Genomic DNA, 16764 nt, shown 5'->3' on the forward strand with positions numbered 1-16764 from the left:
GTCCGGCGGCCCGAAAGCCGTCGGGCAGTCAAATGCCTAGATTTCACTTACCTATTTCCGATCCGGCGCGGCGATCAGTTGCCGATCGCGCCGACGGTGTTGGCGGTATCGTCCTTCGGACGTTCCCCGACAGGCTGGGAGCCGGTCGCCATGTAATAGATCGTTTCGGCGACATTTGTCGCATGGTCGCCGATGCGTTCGATATTCTTGGCGCAGAACAGAAGATGCGTGCACGGCGTGATGTTGCGCGGATCTTCCATCATGTAGGTCAGGAGCTCGCGAAACAGCGACGTGTAGATCGCATCGATTTCGTTGTCCCGCTCACGGATGCTGTTGGCCTTTTCCGGCGACCGCGACGCATAGACGTCGAGCACTTCCTTCAGCTGCATCAGCGCGAGTTCGGCCAGGTGCTCCAGCCCGCGAGCCAGCTGCCGCGGCAAGCTGGCGCTCGAAACGGCGATCACCCGCTTGGCCGTGTTCTTCCCGAGATCGCCGACACGCTCAAGATCGGCAGCAATACGGATGGAGCCCATCAGTTCGCGCAGGTCGGATGCGACCGGCTGGCGTCTTGCGATGGTGACGATCACCTTCTCGCCGATCTGGCGTTCGGCCTCATCCATGATGGCGTCGTCGGAGATGACCTTCTGGGCGAGCGCCAGGTCGGCATTGACCAGTGCCCGCACGGATTCGGCGACCATCTGCTCGGCAAGGCCGCCCATCTCGGAGATGCGCCGGTTCAGGTATTTGAGATCTTCGTCATAGACGGAAGCAATGTGCGTGGACATGATCGTTTTTCCTTGTGTTCATGGTCCCGGTTCCAAGCGCGCCGCGCTCGCCACATGGGAAAGCGGCAAGGCATGGCGTCAGCCGAAGCGGCCCATGATGTAATCCTGGGTGCGCTGGTCATCCGGATTGGTGAACATCTTGTCGGTGTCGTTTTCCTCGACGAGATTGCCGAGATGGAACATGGCGGTGCGCTGCGAAACGCGCGCTGCCTGCTGCATCGAGTGGGTAACGATGACGATGGTGAAGTTGGTGCGCAGTTCGTGAATCAGTTCCTCGACCTTGGCGGTCGCAATCGGGTCCAGAGCCGAGCAGGGTTCGTCCATCAGGATCACTTCCGGGCTGACGGCGACGGCGCGCGCAATGCACAGACGCTGCTGCTGACCGCCGGAGAGACCGGTGCCCGGCTCATGCAGACGATCCTTCACCTCGTTCCACAGACCTGCCTTATGCAGGCTGGTTTCGACGATCTGGTCGAATTCGGCCTTGGAGCGCGCCAGGCCATGGATTTTCGGGCCATAGGAAACATTCTCGTAGATCGACTTCGGGAACGGGTTCGGCTTCTGGAACACCATGCCGACGCGTGCCCGCAGTTCGACCACGTCGATGGTCGGATCGTAGATATCCTCCTCGTCGAGCGTGATCTTGCCGGTGACCCGGCAGTTGTCGATCGTATCGTTCATGCGGTTCAGCGTGCGCAGGAAGGTCGACTTGCCGCAGCCGGACGGGCCGATCAGAGCCGTGACTGTGTTTTCACGAACGTTGAGGTTCACGTCGAAAAGAGCGCGCTTCTCGCCGTAATAGACCGACACGTCCTTGCCGATCATCTTGAAGGGAACAGTGTTCATTTTCTGGTCAAGCGCCTTTTCAACTGCTGCTTCTGACATCATGTTCATGTTCTTACCTCACTACCAGCGACGCTCAAAGCGACGCCGCAACAGGATTGCGCCAAGGTTCATAACCACAAGGAAAATCAACAGAATGATGATCGCGCCCGAGGTCCGTTCGACAAATGCACGTTCGGCTTCATTGGCCCACATGTAGATCTGCACGGGCAATGCGGTAGACGGGTCCATCGGCGAGCCGGGAAAATCGACGACGAAGGCCACCATGCCGATCAGCAGCAGCGGCGCCGTTTCGCCGAGCGCGTGCGCCAGACCGATGATCGTGCCCGTCAGCACGCCTGGCATGGCGAGCGGCAGCACGTGGTGGAAGACGGTCTGCATCTTCGAGGCGCCGAGGCCGAGGGCAGCCGCGCGGATCGAGGGCGGCACGGCCTTCAGCGCCGCGCGCGTGGCGATGATGATCGTCGGAAGGGTCATCAGCGTCAGCACCAGGCCGCCGACCAGCGCTGCCGAGCGCGGCATGCCGGCGAAGTTGATGAAGATCGACAGGCCAAGCAGACCGTAGACGATCGAGGGGACGGCGGCGAGATTGTTGATGTTGACCTCAATGAGGTCCGTCAGCCGGTTTTTTGGCGCGAACTCTTCGAGGTAGATGGACGCGGCGACGCCGATCGGCAGCGCCAACACAAGCACGATCAGCATCATGTAGAGCGAGCCGAGGGCTGCCACACCGATGCCTGCCGCTTCCGGGCGGCTGGAGGCGCCGAAGGTGAAGATGCCGGTGTTGAAGTCCTTCGTCAGGGCACCGCTATCGGTGAGCGTCTTCATCCAGGCGATCTGCTGGTCGTTGACCTTGCGCTTGGTTTCATCGACCTTGAGGTCGATCTGGCCCTTGTTGGCACTGTCGATATTGCCTTCGGCCAGCAGCGGCACGTTCACCGTGGTGCCGATTACCGACGGATTGGCAATGACGATGTCGCGCAGTTGGGTGCGGGCACTGGCCGAAACCATGTCCGTTGCCTTTTTGACCAGGGCGCGGTTGGCCGGGTCAATGCTCAGTGCCTTGACGAGGGCGTCGCGCACCAGCAGCGGATAGTTGGCCGTCATCAGCTTGGCCGGCTTTGTCGCTCGCTCGTTCTTCGGATCGATGACCTTTTCGGCGAACTCGATCGGCAACGTGATCGTCGTCTGCTGGAAGGCCGTGTAGCCGTTCGAAACGACCGTCCAGAGAAGGACGAACAGGAAGAATAGGCCGGTGAGGATCGCCGCCACGCCATAGGCACGGAAGCGGCGTTCGGCGGCGTAGCGGCGCTTGATGCCGATATCGCGTCTGGCTACAGCGGGGCGCACGAAGGCGGGGGACGAAGAGGAAACGATCTCGGTCATTCGTACTGTTCCCGATATTTGCGCACAATGTAGAGTGCATAGATGTTGAGGCCGAGCGTGATGCAAAACAGCGTGATGCCAAGCGCGAAAGCCACCAGCGTCTGCGGCGAGTTGAACTCGAGGTCGCCGGTCAGCTGATTGACGATCTTGACGGTCACCGTCGTCATCGCCTCGAAGGGATTGAGCTGCATGCGCGCGGCAACACCGGCGGCAAGCACCACGATCATGGTTTCACCGACGGCACGCGATGCGGTCAGGAGCAACGCGCCGACGATGCCCGGGAGCGCTGCCGGCAGAACGACCTTCTTGATCGTTTCCGACCGGGTGGCGCCCAGCCCGAGCGAACCGTCGCGCAGGGCACGCGGCACCTGGGTGATGATGTCATCGGAAAGTGAGGACACGAACGGGATCAGCATGATGCCCATGACGATGCCGGCCGTCAGCACGCTCTGCGCCTGAATGAAGGAGACGTAGTTGCCGGTGACGAGCCCGTTCAGCTGGGCGGAAATATCGCGCAGGAACGGGCCGACCGTGACCAGGGCGAAGAAGCCGTAGACGATCGTCGGGATACCGGCGAGGATCTCGAGCAGCGGCTTGGCCGTCGAGCGGATCGCCGGGCGGGCATATTCGGACATATAGATCGCCGCGAAGAGGCCGATCGGCACTGCAAACAGCATGGCGACGAAAGCGATATAGAGCGTGCCTGCGAGGAGCGGCAAGAGGCCGAACTGGCCCTGCGTCGCCTCGCTGCCGGCGGCGGCGAAACGCGGGTCCCAGACCGTGCCGAAGAAGAAACTGGCCGGCGAGACCGAATTGAAGAAGCGGATCGCTTCCGACAGCATCGAGCCGACGATGCCGATCGTCGTCAGGATCGCGATCGACGAGGCAAGCATCAGAGTCCAGAGCATGACGCGCTCGACCTGGTTGCGAGCACGGAAGGGGGCGGAAATGCCGCGCAGCGCGAAGATGGCGCCGGCAACCGAGATCAGGAGAACCACGACCGCCATGACGATGCGGCTTGTCGAGATCATTGCATTGAACTGGGTGGCGGATTTGATCATGTAGGATTCGCCGTCGCCGGCGAGCGGAACACCCTTTGCCGCCAGCACGTCGCGCAAATCGGCGGAGCCGTTGTTGAGCGCGGCCAATTCCGCGTCATCCAGCAGCTTCAAACCGTTGGCGACAGACTTTACCTGGCCGAGTGCGAGTTCGGTGGTCGCCGCGCCCTGGCTGAGCACCGCTTCCGGAAGCGCGCTGCGGACGCTGCTGTCGATATAGGCGGGTGCTGCAATGGCCCAGACGCCAAGAACAATCGCCGCCGGGATGATCGCACAGATAGCCGCGTAGGTGCCGTGATATCCGGGAAGAGAATGAAGGACAGAAAGCTTGCCGTTCGTGGTGGCAATTGCCCGGGCACGCCCGGCGAGAAAGGCCGCAAAGCCGATAATCAAAACAAGCAAAAAGAGAAGTGATGTGTTCATTGACATGTCCCCCCGGCCTCCAATCATTGAAAACCGGCAAATCCGAACTCGGGAGGTCCGGCACGGCAAAATTTGCCGTGCCGGATATTGCTCAGTCGATTAGAGCATGTTGCCGGCTGCGAAAGCCTTGCGGCCTTCTTCGCGCTCAGCGTCCGGGGCCGAAACCAGGCCGTAGGCGGCGAGCGGGCTGTCCGGGCCGATCATCTGGTCGTCAAGGAAGAACTCGACATATTCCTTGAGGCCCGGGATCACGCCGAGATGCGCCTTCTTGACGTAGAAGAACAGCGGGCGGGAAACCGGATATTCGCCGGAAGCGATCGTCTCGACCGACGGAGCGATGCCGTTGACGGTTGCGACCTTCAGCTTGTCAGCGTTGTTTTCAAAGAAGGCCAGACCGAAGACGCCGATGCCGTTCTTGTTGGACGCGATGCGGGCAAGCGTTTCCGTATAGTCGCCGTCGATGTCGACAGCCAGACCATCCTTGCGAACTGCGACGCAAGCCTTGGCAGCGGCCTTCTCATCGGCGATGAGGCCCTTGATGACGTCCTTGGCGCCGGCATCCTTGCAGCCGGCAGCCAGGATCTTCTCTTCGAAGACTTCGCGGGTGCCGTGCTTTTCGCCCGGGATGTAAGCAGCGATTTCAACGTCCGGAAGGTCCTTGTTGACTTCGGACCACTTCTTGTAAGGGTTGGCAGCGAGCTTGCCGTCGACGACGATTTCGGCAGCCAGAGCGAGGTAGAGGTCCTTCGGAACCAGCTTCAGCTCGGCATTGCCGGCGTCGGTCGCAAAGACGATGCCGTCATAACCGATCTTGACTTCCTGGATCTCGGTAACGCCGGCTGCCTTGCAGGTCTCGAGTTCGCTGTCCTTGATCTTGCGCGAAGCGTTGGCGATGTCGATCGTGTCCGGGCCAACACCCTTGCAGAATTCCTTCAGGCCGCCGCCGGTGCCGCCCGATTCAACGATCGGGGTCTTGAAGTCGGGGAAAGTTTCACCGAAGGTTTCAGCGACGATCTTTGCGTAAGGCAGAACGGTCGAGGAACCGGCTACCTGGATCTGGTCGCGCGCAATCGCAACGCCGGCAAAAGCGGCAGATGCAACCATGGCTGCAACAGTGAGTTTCAAGGCTTTCATCAGAATTCTCCCAGTATGGGCTTGTGTGGGTGCGCTTTTCATCAGCGCTCGCTTTCGCCGTATCGATCGGCCGCCCTAGTTAGCGCCCGATGGCCTCACCTTTTATGTCAATTTCACGAAACATTTGTGACAGCTTATGGCTCTGAAATAATTAATGTTTTTTTGAATTGTGCCTTTTCAGACGAAACGTTTGTGTCAAAATCTCACGGTAAACACTGTGCCCTTGCCGACTTCCGATTGCACAAGCAATCTGGCGCGGTGCCGGGTAAGAATATGCTTGACGATGGCAAGTCCGAGACCCGTGCCTTTCTTTGACCGGCTGGCCTCTACGTTAACCCGGTAGAATCGTTCGGTAATACGAGGTACGTGCTCGGCCGGGATACCCGGCCCATAGTCGCGGACGGAAACTTCGGCCGGCGCGTCGCCACCACCGGAGAGGGTCACTTCGACCTTTTTCCCCTCCTGACCATATTTGCAGGCGTTTTCGATCAGATTCTCGAAAACTTCGGTCAGTTCGTCGCGATCGCCCTGAACGACGACGGGATCATCCGGCACCACCAGCGAAATCTCCACACCGACATCCTCTGCCAGCGGCGACAGCGCATCGCGCACATGACCGAGCAGCGGGGCGAGATCGACCGCCTCGTCCGGCGCGATGTGGGATTTGAGTTCCAGCCGCGACAGCGACAGCAGATCATCGACAAGGCGGCTCATCCGCGTCGCCTGCTCGTGCATGATACCGAGGAATTTCTCATGCGCCTTGGGGTCGTTGCGCGCAGGCCCCTGCAGGGTTTCGATGAAGCCGCGCAGCGAGGCGAGTGGCGTCCTCAGTTCATGGCTGGCATTGGCAACGAAATCGGAGCGCATCCGGTCGATGCGGCGCGCCTGCGATATGTCGCGATAGGACAGGATATAGAGCCTTTCCTTCAGAGATCCGAGTTCGGCCGGAGCGACGCGCACGATATAGACCGATTCCGACGGAAAACGCTCGGAATGTTCGATCTGGTTCGCCTTGCCGGTGACGATCGTCTCGCGAACCATGTCGAGAATGCCAGGCGAGCGAACCCGTGCAGAAAGGTCGGTCTTTGCCGGAATGGTACCGAAAGCCTTTTCGGCCGCATGGTTCTGCAGTACCACGGTCTCATCGGGCGCGACCACCAGGATCGGCGTGTCGAGCGCGTTGAAGGAGGCTGCAAGCATGCCGAGATCGGTCTCTTCGACCGCAGCCTGAACCACGGGCATGGCCGGCGTGGGGTTTGCCGAGCGGTTGAACAACGCCGTCATCCACACAAGCCAGAACAACAACGCGGCGATCATGTGAATGCCGGATAGAATAAGCGCGGCCGTGACGACGGTCGACAGGCCGATAATCCATTTTTCGGCGCGGGCCCTGTCCTTGAGGCGCTCCCAAACTGTTTTTGTTTCTTCCAAGATGCTCTCTCTTACCGGTATGCAATCAACCGGTGATATCGGAGGTTCATGACAATGATTTTCACGGCATGCTTGAATTCGCAATTCAATTGTGGCCTCTTCCCATGAAATCGGCGAGCGGCCGCACAATGAAGCAGGGCGGACTCAATCATGGCAGGAATCGAAAAAAATCAGCCGGTCGAACTCACGGTCAACGGCAAGGCACATGTCTTCGATATCGACAATGCTGCGCTTCCGGACTGGATCGACAAGGAAGCACTCGCTTCAGGCGACTTCCCGTATGACAAAAAGCTCGATGCCGACACTTTCGATCGGACGCTGGAGAAACTGCAGATCGAACTCGTCAAGGTGCAATTCTGGCTGCAGGCGACCGGCCGACGTGTCGTGGCGATCTTCGAAGGGCGCGATGCGGCCGGAAAAGGCGGCGCAATCCATGCCACGCACGCCTTCATGAACCCGCGCTCCGCCCGCATCGTCGCCCTGACAAAGCCGACAGAAACGGAAAGGGGCCAATGGTACTATCAGCGCTATGTCACGCATCTGCCAGCGGCTGGCGAATTCGTGATGTTCGACCGCTCCTGGTACAACCGCGGCGGCGTCGAGCCGGTCATGGGCTTCTGCACGCCGGAGCAGCATGCGCACTTTCTCAAACAGACGCCGCCGTTCGAGAAGCTGATCACCGGCGACGGCATTCATTTCTTCAAATTCTGGCTGGATATCGGCCGCGAGATGCAGCTGAAGCGGTTTCACGACCGCCGCCACGACCCGCTGAAGGTCTGGAAGCTCTCGCCGATGGATATCGCCGCGCTGACGAAATGGGATCGCTACACCGATGCGCGCGACACAATGCTCAAGGAAACCCATACAGAGCATGCGCCCTGGACGGTCGTGCGCGCCAACGACAAGCGCCGCGCCCGCCTCAACGTTATTCGCCATATGCTGACGACGCTCGATTATGACGGCAAGGACAAAAGCGCGATCGGCGAGATTGACAATAAAATCCTTGGCTTCGGGTCGGGCTTCGTGAAGTAGCCGCTTCGTTCGCAAATACCCTGGTCATTGCCCTGGAAGGATGCGGACAGCGAACAGGCTGAGGCTGTTGCCGGCGCCGGTCACGTCACTGTTGATCAGGATATGGCCGGGCGCGCTTGGCGCCAGGCTGCGATCGAACGTGACCTTGAACAACATGTCGCTCTTTTCCTCGTTGACCGTGAACCGATGGCGGCCACAATCGCCGAGCGAGGAGAAATCGCACTCGACGGAGAACTGGGTCTGCTTGCCTGCATCCGCCTGGACGCTGAGCGCTACAGTCGACGTCTTGCCGGAAATCTGTCCAAGCACAGAAACCGGAATCTCGATGAGGACATTGCCGTCCGCTTCCGCCGTCGCGGAGGTGATGCGCAGGCGCTGCCCATTCTCGTCGCTGACCGGATCGGCCGAGGCGCGGCTTCCAGCCGTGACGTTGGCGGCGTCGGCGGGCTTGAAAACCTCGGCCCAGTCACCGGAAAAGCCCTGCTCGCTTCCAAGCGTCTTCAGCCCTTCTGCGCCGTCGAAATCCTCGGACCGCACGGTCGAGGGCGGATTGGCGACGCTGGTGTCGCGCTCGGTGGCCGATTTCAAAAGACCGCTGGTTTGCACCCACCAGGCCGCCGTGCCGAAAGCGGCGACGAGGGTCGTCACGACCATGACGAAGGACAGGAAACTGCCGCGTTTGCGCCGGCGGGGCTTTGGCGGGACAACCTTGGCGCCTTTGCCGCGTTTGCCGGAGATCGGTTCGGCGGCCGGTGCGCGGCCTGCCTCGCGGCGGTCAGGACGCAGACCGGCAAGGCCGCCGTCAACGACGGGGCTAACGGCTTCGCCGGCGCCCCTTTCCGGCGGCCTTTGGATGCCGTCATCCAGTTCCGGCGAGGGGGCATGTCTCTCCCGGCTGCCCGTATCCATACGGACTGCCGGCGCCACGGATGCAGCCTTCAGCGCCGCGCGCTCCTCCACTTCGATGGCATGAATGATCGCTTCAAGGCGGTGGCGCTGCTTGGCGATCACGTCCGGATCGTGCACATCCTGCTTCCTGAGGCCGGCCTCTAGCGCGTTTCGCGCCGACTGGTAGATGCGTGCGCGCGTTTCGGAATTCGTCCGCTCGGAGCGCTCCAGCGCATGTCTGATGGCAGTTTCCAGTCCGCTCACTATCCGTCCTTCTTGATGCAGACGACCGGCATCGGTCGCTCCGCAAGGGCATGTCGCGCTGGGGCCGAAGCCCGGAGCTGGGCAGACATGCAATCAACATCGCCCCGAAAACGTTACGACACGGCAGCGCTCCGGTTCCAACAGCATCCGTTGTCGCGGCCATCGCTCCCGTAAAACCCGGCGCGCTTTTGGATGTGTTAACAATTGGGTAACGGTTGACGCCGCGATCTGCAAGCCTCGCGCGCCAAACTGACGGCCGGCGCCGGGGAAAACCCGGAGGATTTTACCCGGCTTGCCGCACCAACGCGGTTCAAGCACCCTTTGCAAAATCCATCCGCGCTGATAACATTCTTACGTTTACGGAAACGTCAAAATTGATACGGGAGCGAATTCTTGTCCTTGCCAGCCATTCTTAACGGCACCACGCGGCTGCCGGTCGTCGCCGCTCCGTTGTTCATCATCTCGCATCCCGCACTGACGATCGCGCAGTGCAAGGCGGGCGTCGTCGGCTCGTTTCCGGCGCTGAACGCGCGGCCGGAGGCGCAGCTGGATGAATGGCTGGCCGAGATCACGGAAGAACTCGCTGCCCACAACGCCCGCAACCCCGGCAGGCCGGCCGCGCCGTTCGCCGTCAATCAGATCGTCCACAAGTCCAACACGCGGCTCGAGCACGACCTGATGCTCTGCGTCAAATACAAGGTCCCGATCGTCATTTCTTCGCTCGGCGCCGTTCCCGAGGTCAATGCGGCGATCCATTCCTATGGCGGCATCGTGCTGCATGACGTCATCAACAATCGCCACGCCAACTCCGCCATCCGCAAGGGGGCCGACGGTCTGATCGCGGTTGCCGCCGGCGCCGGCGGCCATGCCGGAACGCTCTCTCCGTTTGCCCTCGTCCAGGAAATCCGCACCTGGTTCGACGGGCCGCTTCTGCTCTCGGGCGCCATTTCGACCGGGGGTGCCGTGCTTGCCGCACAGGCAATGGGCGCCGACATGGCCTATATCGGCTCGGCCTTCATCGCCACCACCGAAGCGCGCGCCAGCGACGCTTACAAACAGATGATCATCGACAGCAGTGCCGGCGATATCGTCTATTCCAACTATTTCACCGGCATCCACGGCAACTACCTGAAAGCCTCGATCGTCGCGGCCGGCATGGATCCGGAGCAGCTGCCGCAGGCCGATCCGTCGAAGATGGACTTCGCGACCGCAACGACAGGCGCCAAGGCCTGGAAGGATATCTGGGGCTGCGGCCAGGGCATTGGCGCCGTCACCGAGATCGTGCCCGTCTCTTCCTTGGTTAATCGGCTTGCGCGCGAATATGACGAAGCGCGCCAGAGACTGGCGCTCTAACAGCGCCTTTCCGTCGTCCCGAGGTTTTTTCCGGTTCTGCAAACTGATGGCTTGAAATCCCATCGGTTTGCAGGTATCAGCCCCCTCACACATCGCTCCGCTGCATCGCGGAACGTTTGCGGGCCGCTTTAGCTCAGGTGGTAGAGCACATCATTCGTAATGATGGGGTCGCAGGTTCGAGTCCTGCAAGCGGCACCAGTTCACATCGACAAGCCTTATTTCTTAACTATTGCAAGGCATTGATGTTCTCCGGGTTACCCTGTGAGGTCCACCGATCGGCATTTATGCGGGAAGCCACACTTGCTGCTTGAGCCGCGCCTAGCGGTCGCGATCTAGCCAGCGGTCACCTCGTCTTTGTGGGCGGCGAAGGCTGCCAGGACTTCATCTTTCTCGCGTTTCGGGACCTTTAAGAAGTCCAGGGTCCGTCCGAGTTCCGCTGCAACCTCATCGAATTCTTCGGAGGAGATCCGGAGATCTCGGTGGGCCTCCTCAAGACCGAGCGGCGTCGTGCCGGGCTTTGTGGCCTGGAACTGGAAGGGCCCACCCGAAACGTCGCAGACCCACAGCGTCCGCATGAACTTCAGTCCGGGCAACCTTTCCAGGTTCTTGGTGTGCCATTCCCGCAACTGCGGGTTCTTGGACTGCTGGCCGACGACGGGGTTTTTCACGACGGCGTCGCTGAAGTGATCCACCACCGCAGCAATGGCGAAGACGCCGCCCAGACGCTCGTATAGACTTTTCTCAGGCATGGATTGGTTGGCCCGCAAGTTATCCGTCCCTGCCAAAACAGCCACGGAAGCGGCGGTCAGCGTTAGACCTGCGACCACGCTTCGTCTTGTGATGGAAGTCGAAACAGCCTGTGTCATGGTCACCTCCTCGGTTGCGTCCACGGCTTGGTCCTATGCCCGGGCCGGGTGATAGCGTGGTTAATTAGCTTTATCTAATTTAGCCATGCATCATAACATGACAGACGGTTGGCGATCGAGATCGATCTTCTTCATTACCGCATCGTCACTGCACCGAACTCGGGCCCCCTCGAACGAGGGATGACGCAGGTTCCGGTCAGTGTCCATGTACCGTAACTTCTGCGGTGTTCATGGCATGAGCAGCACTGCCTTTGACACCAGATGAAAACCCGTAGTTCAAGCCCGGCGCAAGCAACGCGTCCTACCTTGTCCCACCACCGGCATGACGCCGGGCAGCGAAGGACGATGACATGTCGAACACGATCGAACATCCGCCCCACCCGCAAGATGCAGCAATCGCGCTGTTCCTGCAGGAAGACAATGCCGACAGGCTGACCGACATCCTTGTCGATGCGCTCGATGAAGCCTTCAGAATTCTGAACGACGAACTGGTTTCCCGGCCGCTGCACTGATCTGCCACAATCAACCGGCGGTATGACACACCTCCGACGCAAGGATGTCATATCTACCCCGTATGATCGTCTCCCGTCATGCGGGTAACTGCGCTACTGATTTTCTCCCGCAAACATGGTTAATTTTTTAACTATTTTCCGGTTAGCAGCGTAGGACTTCAGCGGATCGTCCGTTGATGCGAAAACCGGGAGGACCTTAGATGATCTTCAATCTGCTCCAGCGCAAGTGCGACGATACGGCAGACACCGGCACCTATGCCGACGGCGTTTTCGAGCTGCCGGTCGTCGAGATCAACGCCGCCCCGCGCCGCCTTCGCGGCCATGTCGCACATCAGCGGGATTATGGCAGCGACCGCGCCATCTCGCCGATCCCTGCCGGCCTTGCCTGAGGCACTCCGGCAGGTGAATGCTGCGCGGCGGCGAGCGCTCAGGCGCGCGGCTTCAGCTTCATGTGGCGGTTGACGTCCTTGTAGAGCAGGTAACGGAACTTGCCTGGGCCGCCCGCGTAGCAGGCCTGCGGACAGAAGGCGCGCAGCCACATGTAGTCGCCAGCCTCGACCTCGACCCAATCCTGATTGAGCCGGTAAACCGCCTTGCCTTCCAGCACATAGAGGCCATGCTCCATGACATGGGTTTCGGCAAAGGGGATGATCGCCCCCGGTTCGAAGGTGACGATCGTCACATGCATGTCGTGGCGCAGGTCGGCGGTATCGACGAAGCGCGTTGTCGCCCATTTCCCATCGGTGCCCGGCATCGGGGCCGGCGCGATGTCGGCTTCGTTGAGGAAAAGCGCCGGCGGCACATCGAGACCGTCGACCAACTCATAGATCTTGCGTATCCAGTGGAACCGCACCGGTTTGTTGCTGGTGTTGCGTACGGACCAGTTGCTTGCCGGCGGAATGAAAGCGTACCCGCCGGGTGACATCTGATGGACCTTGGCGTCCAGCGTCACGGTCAGTTCACCCTCGACGATGAACAGAACGCCCTCGGCGTCCGCATCCGGCTCCGGCCGGTCGCTGCCGCCTCCCGGCGCCACTTCCATGATGTATTGCGAGAAGGTCTCGGCGAAACCGGACAGCGGCCGCGACAGGACCCACAGGCGTGTGTCCTCCCAGAACGGCAGATAGCTAGTGACGATATCCATCATCACGCCCTTGGGGATGATGGCATAAGCCTCGGTGAAGACGGCGCGATCGGTGAGCAGTTGCGTCTGCGCCGGAGCGCCGCCGGTAGGGGCGTAGTAAGTACGGTTCATTGGATTTCCTGAACTCTCGAATGGATTGGCCTGGGCGGGCGGCAAGCCGCGGCAAGGCGCACGCATCATTAGCGCAACGGCGCGCCGAGATCACGCGGCAATTCCCCCTCGTCTGCGGATTCAGTTTCGCCAAAAGGAAGAAGTCAGCACCAACTTGATGTGTCTGCAGTGTTAGCGGTCAGTAGCGCAGCTTATTTGACGATCGCGCCTGGTGGTGGCGGCTGGTTCGTCACTTCGCGCAACCATTCCCGCCAGATCGCCACCAAAAGCGCCATCAGCACCGGCCCGACGAAGAGGCCGAGGAAACCCATGGTCTTGACGCCACCGACGAGGCCGAAGAAGGTCGGCAGGAAGGGGAGGCTGATCGGTCCGCCAACAAGCCGCGGGCGCAGGGTCTTGTCGACAATGAACAACTCGATGGTTCCCCAGGCGAACAGGGCGCCGGCGGCAAATGGCGAGCCACTGGCGAAAAGATAAACCGACACTAGGGTGAAACAGAGCGGCGCGCCGCCGGGGATGAGCGCCATGATGCCGGTGATGATGCCAAGGGTCACCGGAGAGGGAACCCCTGCCAGCCAATAGGCGACGCCAAGCACGATGCCTTCGCCGATGGCGATAACGCCCATGCCGGTCACGGTCGAACTGATGGTCAGCGGCACGATGCGCGACACGCGCTCCCAGCGCATCGGCAGAATACGTTCTCCGAGACGGTCAAGCTGGGCAACCAGTTTCTCGCCGTCGCGATAGACGAAAAACAGCGTGATGAGCATGAAAAGCAGCGTCAGGAACGACTGGAACGCGGAAGCGCCAACGACGAGAACGCCACGGTAGATGTTGCCGATGTTGGAGCCGCTGACGAGCTGAACCAATTCACCGACCGCGCCGGGATGGCCGACATATTTCGCCCATTGGGTTCCAAGCCAAACGCCGAGCCCGGGGATCTGCGTCAGCCAGACCGGCACAGGGGCGCCGAATTTATTGGTCTCGATGGTCCAGGCCACCCACTCACGGACTTCGTCGACCGCAAAGACAGCTGCCAGCGAAATCGGTGCGACGATAAAGGAAATCACCGCAAGGATCGCAATGGTCGCTCCGAGCGTCCGGTTGCCGCCGATGGCAGCAAGCAGGCGGCGATAGATCGGCCAGGTGGCAAAACCAATGACAAGCGCTGCGAGCACCGGCACCAGGAAGCCATGGAAGAAATAGACGCCGGCGAGCAGCACGAAGACCAGCAGCCAGCGCGCGGCCGAAATCGGCCCGACAAGCGCCGAGCGTTCATAGGCCGGACGACCGAAAAGACGCGGCTCCGACGGTGCCTCGTCCCGTTCACGATTGCTCAGCTGCAAAAGGCATTCCTCCACATCCTGTCAAGATGACAGCAAAACTCACGGCTTGCCACATGTTTCCGTTTGTCTGCGGCAGCCCGGAAACATGTGGCATAGGTAAGTATGACTGCATGGTCAACACAAGCGGATGACAATCGAATTTCCGCCGAAGAACGAGAGCGAAATTGGTCAAGTAAGACCGGCGACAGGAGGACACCGATGCCGGTTGTTAAAATGGAAGCCTCGGCGTGAAATCTGGCCAGGCACCACCAAACGACCGGGCGATATATTGACGTTTACGTGAAGGTCATATAATCCGGAATGTGCTTGATGGGGCGACACAAAAGCCTCATCCTGATCAGGGAGGACGATCTGGAGGGATTGTTCGCTCATGCGCAACGGATGCCGGGGACATTTCGGCAGGCCATGCGTGGAAAAGGGAGAGACGCTGCGCAGCCGTCTTGCGGCGCGGCGGTTGCATCAGGGAGAGAGACCATGCCGGACACATTGATTCAGACGCCCGGACCCCAGGACGCCAAGCCCTGGTTGCAGTCCTATCCGCCGGGTATGCCCGCGGAAATCTCTCCTTCGCCCTACAACTCCATTGGCGAGCTGTTTGCGGACGCTTGCGTGAAATACGCCACGCGTCCTGCCTTCACCTGCATGGGCAAGACGCTGACCTTCGCCGAACTCGACGCCGAGAGCAGGAAAATCGGCGCCTGGCTGCAATCCACCGGTCTTGCCAAGGGCGACCGTGTCGCGGTGATGATGCCGAACATCCTGCAGAACCCGGCGACCGTTTACGGCATTCTACGTGCGGGCTATGCCGTCGTGAACGTCAACCCGCTTTATACGCCGCGCGAACTCGAGCATCAGTTGCAGGATTCCGGCGCCAAGGCGATCTTCGTATTGGAAAACTTTGCCCATACCGTCGAGCAGGTGGCGGCACGCACCGACCTCAAGCACATCGTCGTCGCCACCATGGGCGACCTTCTGGGGCTCAAGGGCCTGATCGTCAACATCGTCGTGCGCAAGGTAAAGAATCTCGTGCCTGCCTGGTCGCTGCCCGGGCACCTGTCCTTCAAGGCTGCGTTGTCCAAGGGAGCGGGCTCGACGCTGCAGAAGATCGACGTAAAGCCGGGCGATGTCGCCTTCCTGCAATATACCGGCGGCACCACTGGCGTCTCCAAGGGCGCGACGCTCACCCATTGGAATCTTCTTTCGAACATGGCCCAGATGGGCCTCTGGCTGGAAACGGCCTTCCTGAACAAGAAGCGGCCGGATCATCTCGTGTTTCTCTGCGCGCTGCCGCTTTACCATATCTTCGCGCTGACGGTGAATTCACTGATGGGCTTGAGCACCGGCGGGCAGAATATCCTGATCCCCAATCCGCGCGACATTCCGGCCTTCGTCAAGGAACTGGCGAAGTACAAGGTGAATATCTTTCCGGGGCTGAATACGATGTTTAACGCGCTGATGAACAATGCCGAATTCCAGAAGCTGGATTTTTCCGATCTGGCGCTGACCTTCGGCGGCGGCATGGCGGTGCAGCGGCCGGTGGCCGAGCGCTGGGAGACGATGACCGGCTGCCCGATCAAGGAAGGCTACGGCCTCTCGGAAACATCGCCCGTCGCCACGGCCAACCGGCTGGACCAGGCCGAGTTCACCAGCACGATCGGCCTGCCTCTACCCTCGACCGAGGTCGAAATCCGCGACGAGGCCGGCGATACGCTGCCGCTCGGCGATATCGGCGAAATCTGCATCCGCGGGCCTCAGGTCATGGCCGGCTACTGGCAGCGGCCGGAGGAAACCGCCAAGGCCATCTCGCCGGACGGCTTCTTCCGTTCCGGCGATATCGGCTTCATGAATGCGCAAGGCCTGGTCAAGATCGTCGACCGCAAGAAGGACATGATCCTCGTCTCCGGCTTCAACGTCTTCCCCAACGAGATCGAGGAAGTGGCAATGACCCTTGCCGGGATTCTCGAATGCGCAGCCATCGGCGTGCCCGATCAACATTCCGGCGAAGCCGTGAAGCTTTTCGTCGTCAAGAAGGATCCCGATCTCACTGAATCAGCCGTCAAGGCGCATTGCGCGGCCAACCTCACCAACTACAAGCGGCCGAAATTCGTGGAGTTCCGAACCGAACTACCGAAGTCGAATGTGGGCAAGATCCTTCGCAAGGACCTGCGCGGCTGAGGGCATTTAAATC

The 16764-nt window shown here is 60.5% G+C and carries 15 protein-coding genes and 1 tRNA gene; 6 read left to right on the top strand and 10 right to left on the bottom strand.

Annotation, left to right across the window (positions count from 1 at the left end; all coding sequences use genetic code 11):
- Positions 1 to 74: 74 nt before the first annotated feature.
- From phoU to phoR, 6 genes are all read right to left on the bottom strand, one after another.
- Entirely contained in the window at positions 75 to 785 is a 711-nt protein-coding gene (phoU, locus tag ACSQ2W_RS05165) for a phosphate signaling complex protein PhoU (RefSeq protein WP_436085299.1), read from the bottom strand.
- Between the two features lie 78 nt (positions 786 to 863).
- Positions 864 to 1679 carry a phosphate ABC transporter ATP-binding protein PstB gene (pstB, locus tag ACSQ2W_RS05170; RefSeq protein WP_436085300.1) on the bottom strand — a complete coding sequence of 272 codons (816 nt, stop codon included), beginning with the start codon at positions 1677 to 1679 and terminating at the stop codon, positions 864 to 866.
- 12 nt (positions 1680 to 1691) lie between these two features.
- Positions 1692 to 3014 carry a phosphate ABC transporter permease PstA gene (pstA, locus tag ACSQ2W_RS05175; RefSeq protein WP_436085301.1) on the bottom strand — a complete coding sequence of 441 codons (1323 nt, stop codon included), beginning with the start codon at positions 3012 to 3014 and terminating at the stop codon, positions 1692 to 1694.
- A complete protein-coding gene (pstC, locus tag ACSQ2W_RS05180) occupies positions 3011 to 4495 on the bottom strand; it encodes a phosphate ABC transporter permease subunit PstC (protein WP_436085302.1) in 1485 nt (494 codons plus the stop codon). Before pstC ends, pstA begins: the two co-directional genes overlap by 4 nt.
- A gap of 99 nt (positions 4496 to 4594) precedes the next feature.
- Entirely contained in the window at positions 4595 to 5629 is a 1035-nt protein-coding gene (locus ACSQ2W_RS05185) for a substrate-binding domain-containing protein (protein WP_436085303.1), read from the bottom strand.
- A gap of 195 nt (positions 5630 to 5824) precedes the next feature.
- Entirely contained in the window at positions 5825 to 7063 is a 1239-nt protein-coding gene (phoR, locus tag ACSQ2W_RS05190; RefSeq protein WP_436087677.1) for a phosphate regulon sensor histidine kinase PhoR, read from the bottom strand.
- Between the two features lie 147 nt (positions 7064 to 7210).
- Here phoR and ppk2 point away from each other — a divergent pair, with 147 nt between their 5' ends.
- A complete protein-coding gene (gene ppk2, locus ACSQ2W_RS05195) occupies positions 7211 to 8092 on the top strand; it encodes a polyphosphate kinase 2 (RefSeq protein WP_436085304.1) in 882 nt (293 codons plus the stop codon).
- Positions 8093 to 8116: 24 nt separating this feature from the next.
- On the opposite strand, the gene ACSQ2W_RS05200 is transcribed toward ppk2, so the two are convergent.
- A complete protein-coding gene (locus ACSQ2W_RS05200) occupies positions 8117 to 9244 on the bottom strand; it encodes a biotin transporter BioY (RefSeq protein ID WP_436085305.1) in 1128 nt (375 codons plus the stop codon).
- Positions 9245 to 9637: 393 nt separating this feature from the next.
- Here ACSQ2W_RS05200 and ACSQ2W_RS05205 point away from each other — a divergent pair, with 393 nt between their 5' ends.
- Complete coding sequence (locus tag ACSQ2W_RS05205) at positions 9638 to 10597, top strand: NAD(P)H-dependent flavin oxidoreductase (RefSeq protein WP_436085306.1); 960 nt, start codon at positions 9638 to 9640, stop codon at positions 10595 to 10597.
- Between the two features lie 122 nt (positions 10598 to 10719).
- A tRNA-Thr gene (locus tag ACSQ2W_RS05210) sits at positions 10720 to 10795 on the top strand.
- Positions 10796 to 10929: 134 nt separating this feature from the next.
- On the opposite strand, the gene ACSQ2W_RS05215 is transcribed toward ACSQ2W_RS05210, so the two are convergent.
- The gene (locus tag ACSQ2W_RS05215; RefSeq protein ID WP_436085307.1) at positions 10930 to 11463 is read right to left on the bottom strand and encodes a group I truncated hemoglobin; all 534 of its coding nucleotides are present in this window, start codon (positions 11461 to 11463) and stop codon (positions 10930 to 10932) included.
- A 350-nt stretch (positions 11464 to 11813) separates the two neighbouring features.
- Here ACSQ2W_RS05215 and ACSQ2W_RS05220 point away from each other — a divergent pair, with 350 nt between their 5' ends.
- The gene (locus tag ACSQ2W_RS05220; protein ID WP_436085308.1) at positions 11814 to 11975 is read left to right on the top strand and encodes a hypothetical protein; all 162 of its coding nucleotides are present in this window, start codon (positions 11814 to 11816) and stop codon (positions 11973 to 11975) included.
- Positions 11976 to 12175: 200 nt separating this feature from the next.
- Positions 12176 to 12364: a hypothetical protein gene (locus ACSQ2W_RS05225; protein WP_436085309.1), complete on the top strand. Its 189-nt coding sequence runs from the start codon at positions 12176 to 12178 to the stop codon at positions 12362 to 12364.
- A 38-nt stretch (positions 12365 to 12402) separates the two neighbouring features.
- Here ACSQ2W_RS05225 and ACSQ2W_RS05230 read toward each other — a convergent pair whose 3' ends face one another.
- A complete protein-coding gene (locus ACSQ2W_RS05230) occupies positions 12403 to 13230 on the bottom strand; it encodes a bifunctional allantoicase/(S)-ureidoglycine aminohydrolase (RefSeq protein ID WP_436085310.1) in 828 nt (275 codons plus the stop codon).
- A gap of 191 nt (positions 13231 to 13421) precedes the next feature.
- Positions 13422 to 14576, bottom strand: a complete 1155-nt coding sequence (locus tag ACSQ2W_RS05235; protein ID WP_436085311.1) for an AI-2E family transporter — start codon at positions 14574 to 14576, stop codon at positions 13422 to 13424.
- A gap of 474 nt (positions 14577 to 15050) precedes the next feature.
- Between ACSQ2W_RS05235 and ACSQ2W_RS05240 the strand changes: the two genes are divergently transcribed.
- Positions 15051 to 16751: a long-chain fatty acid--CoA ligase gene (locus ACSQ2W_RS05240; RefSeq protein WP_436085312.1), complete on the top strand. Its 1701-nt coding sequence runs from the start codon at positions 15051 to 15053 to the stop codon at positions 16749 to 16751.
- The last annotated feature ends 13 nt before the right edge of the window (positions 16752 to 16764 follow it).

This window comes from Pararhizobium sp. LjRoot255 (genome assembly GCF_964252905.1).
GTDB lineage: Bacteria > Pseudomonadota > Alphaproteobacteria > Rhizobiales > Rhizobiaceae > Pararhizobium.

Bases quoted from the DNA above. Each gene is read 5' to 3' on its own strand.
- ACSQ2W_RS05240 (WP_436085312.1), top strand. From the start codon at position 15,051: ATGCCGGACACATTGATTCAGACGCCCGGACCCCAGGACGCCAAGCCC.
- ACSQ2W_RS05230 (WP_436085310.1), bottom strand. From the start codon at position 13,230: ATGAACCGTACTTACTACGCCCCTACCGGCGGCGCTCCGGCGCAGACG.
- ACSQ2W_RS05185 (WP_436085303.1), bottom strand. From the start codon at position 5,629: ATGAAAGCCTTGAAACTCACTGTTGCAGCCATGGTTGCATCTGCCGCT.
- phoU (WP_436085299.1), bottom strand. From the start codon at position 785: ATGTCCACGCACATTGCTTCCGTCTATGACGAAGATCTCAAATACCTG.
- pstA (WP_436085301.1), bottom strand. From the start codon at position 3,014: ATGACCGAGATCGTTTCCTCTTCGTCCCCCGCCTTCGTGCGCCCCGCT.
- pstC (WP_436085302.1), bottom strand. From the start codon at position 4,495: ATGAACACATCACTTCTCTTTTTGCTTGTTTTGATTATCGGCTTTGCG.
- ACSQ2W_RS05225 (WP_436085309.1), top strand. From the start codon at position 12,176: ATGATCTTCAATCTGCTCCAGCGCAAGTGCGACGATACGGCAGACACC.
- ppk2 (WP_436085304.1), top strand. From the start codon at position 7,211: ATGGCAGGAATCGAAAAAAATCAGCCGGTCGAACTCACGGTCAACGGC.
- ACSQ2W_RS05220 (WP_436085308.1), top strand. From the start codon at position 11,814: ATGTCGAACACGATCGAACATCCGCCCCACCCGCAAGATGCAGCAATC.
- ACSQ2W_RS05215 (WP_436085307.1), bottom strand. From the start codon at position 11,463: ATGACACAGGCTGTTTCGACTTCCATCACAAGACGAAGCGTGGTCGCA.
- pstB (WP_436085300.1), bottom strand. From the start codon at position 1,679: ATGAACATGATGTCAGAAGCAGCAGTTGAAAAGGCGCTTGACCAGAAA.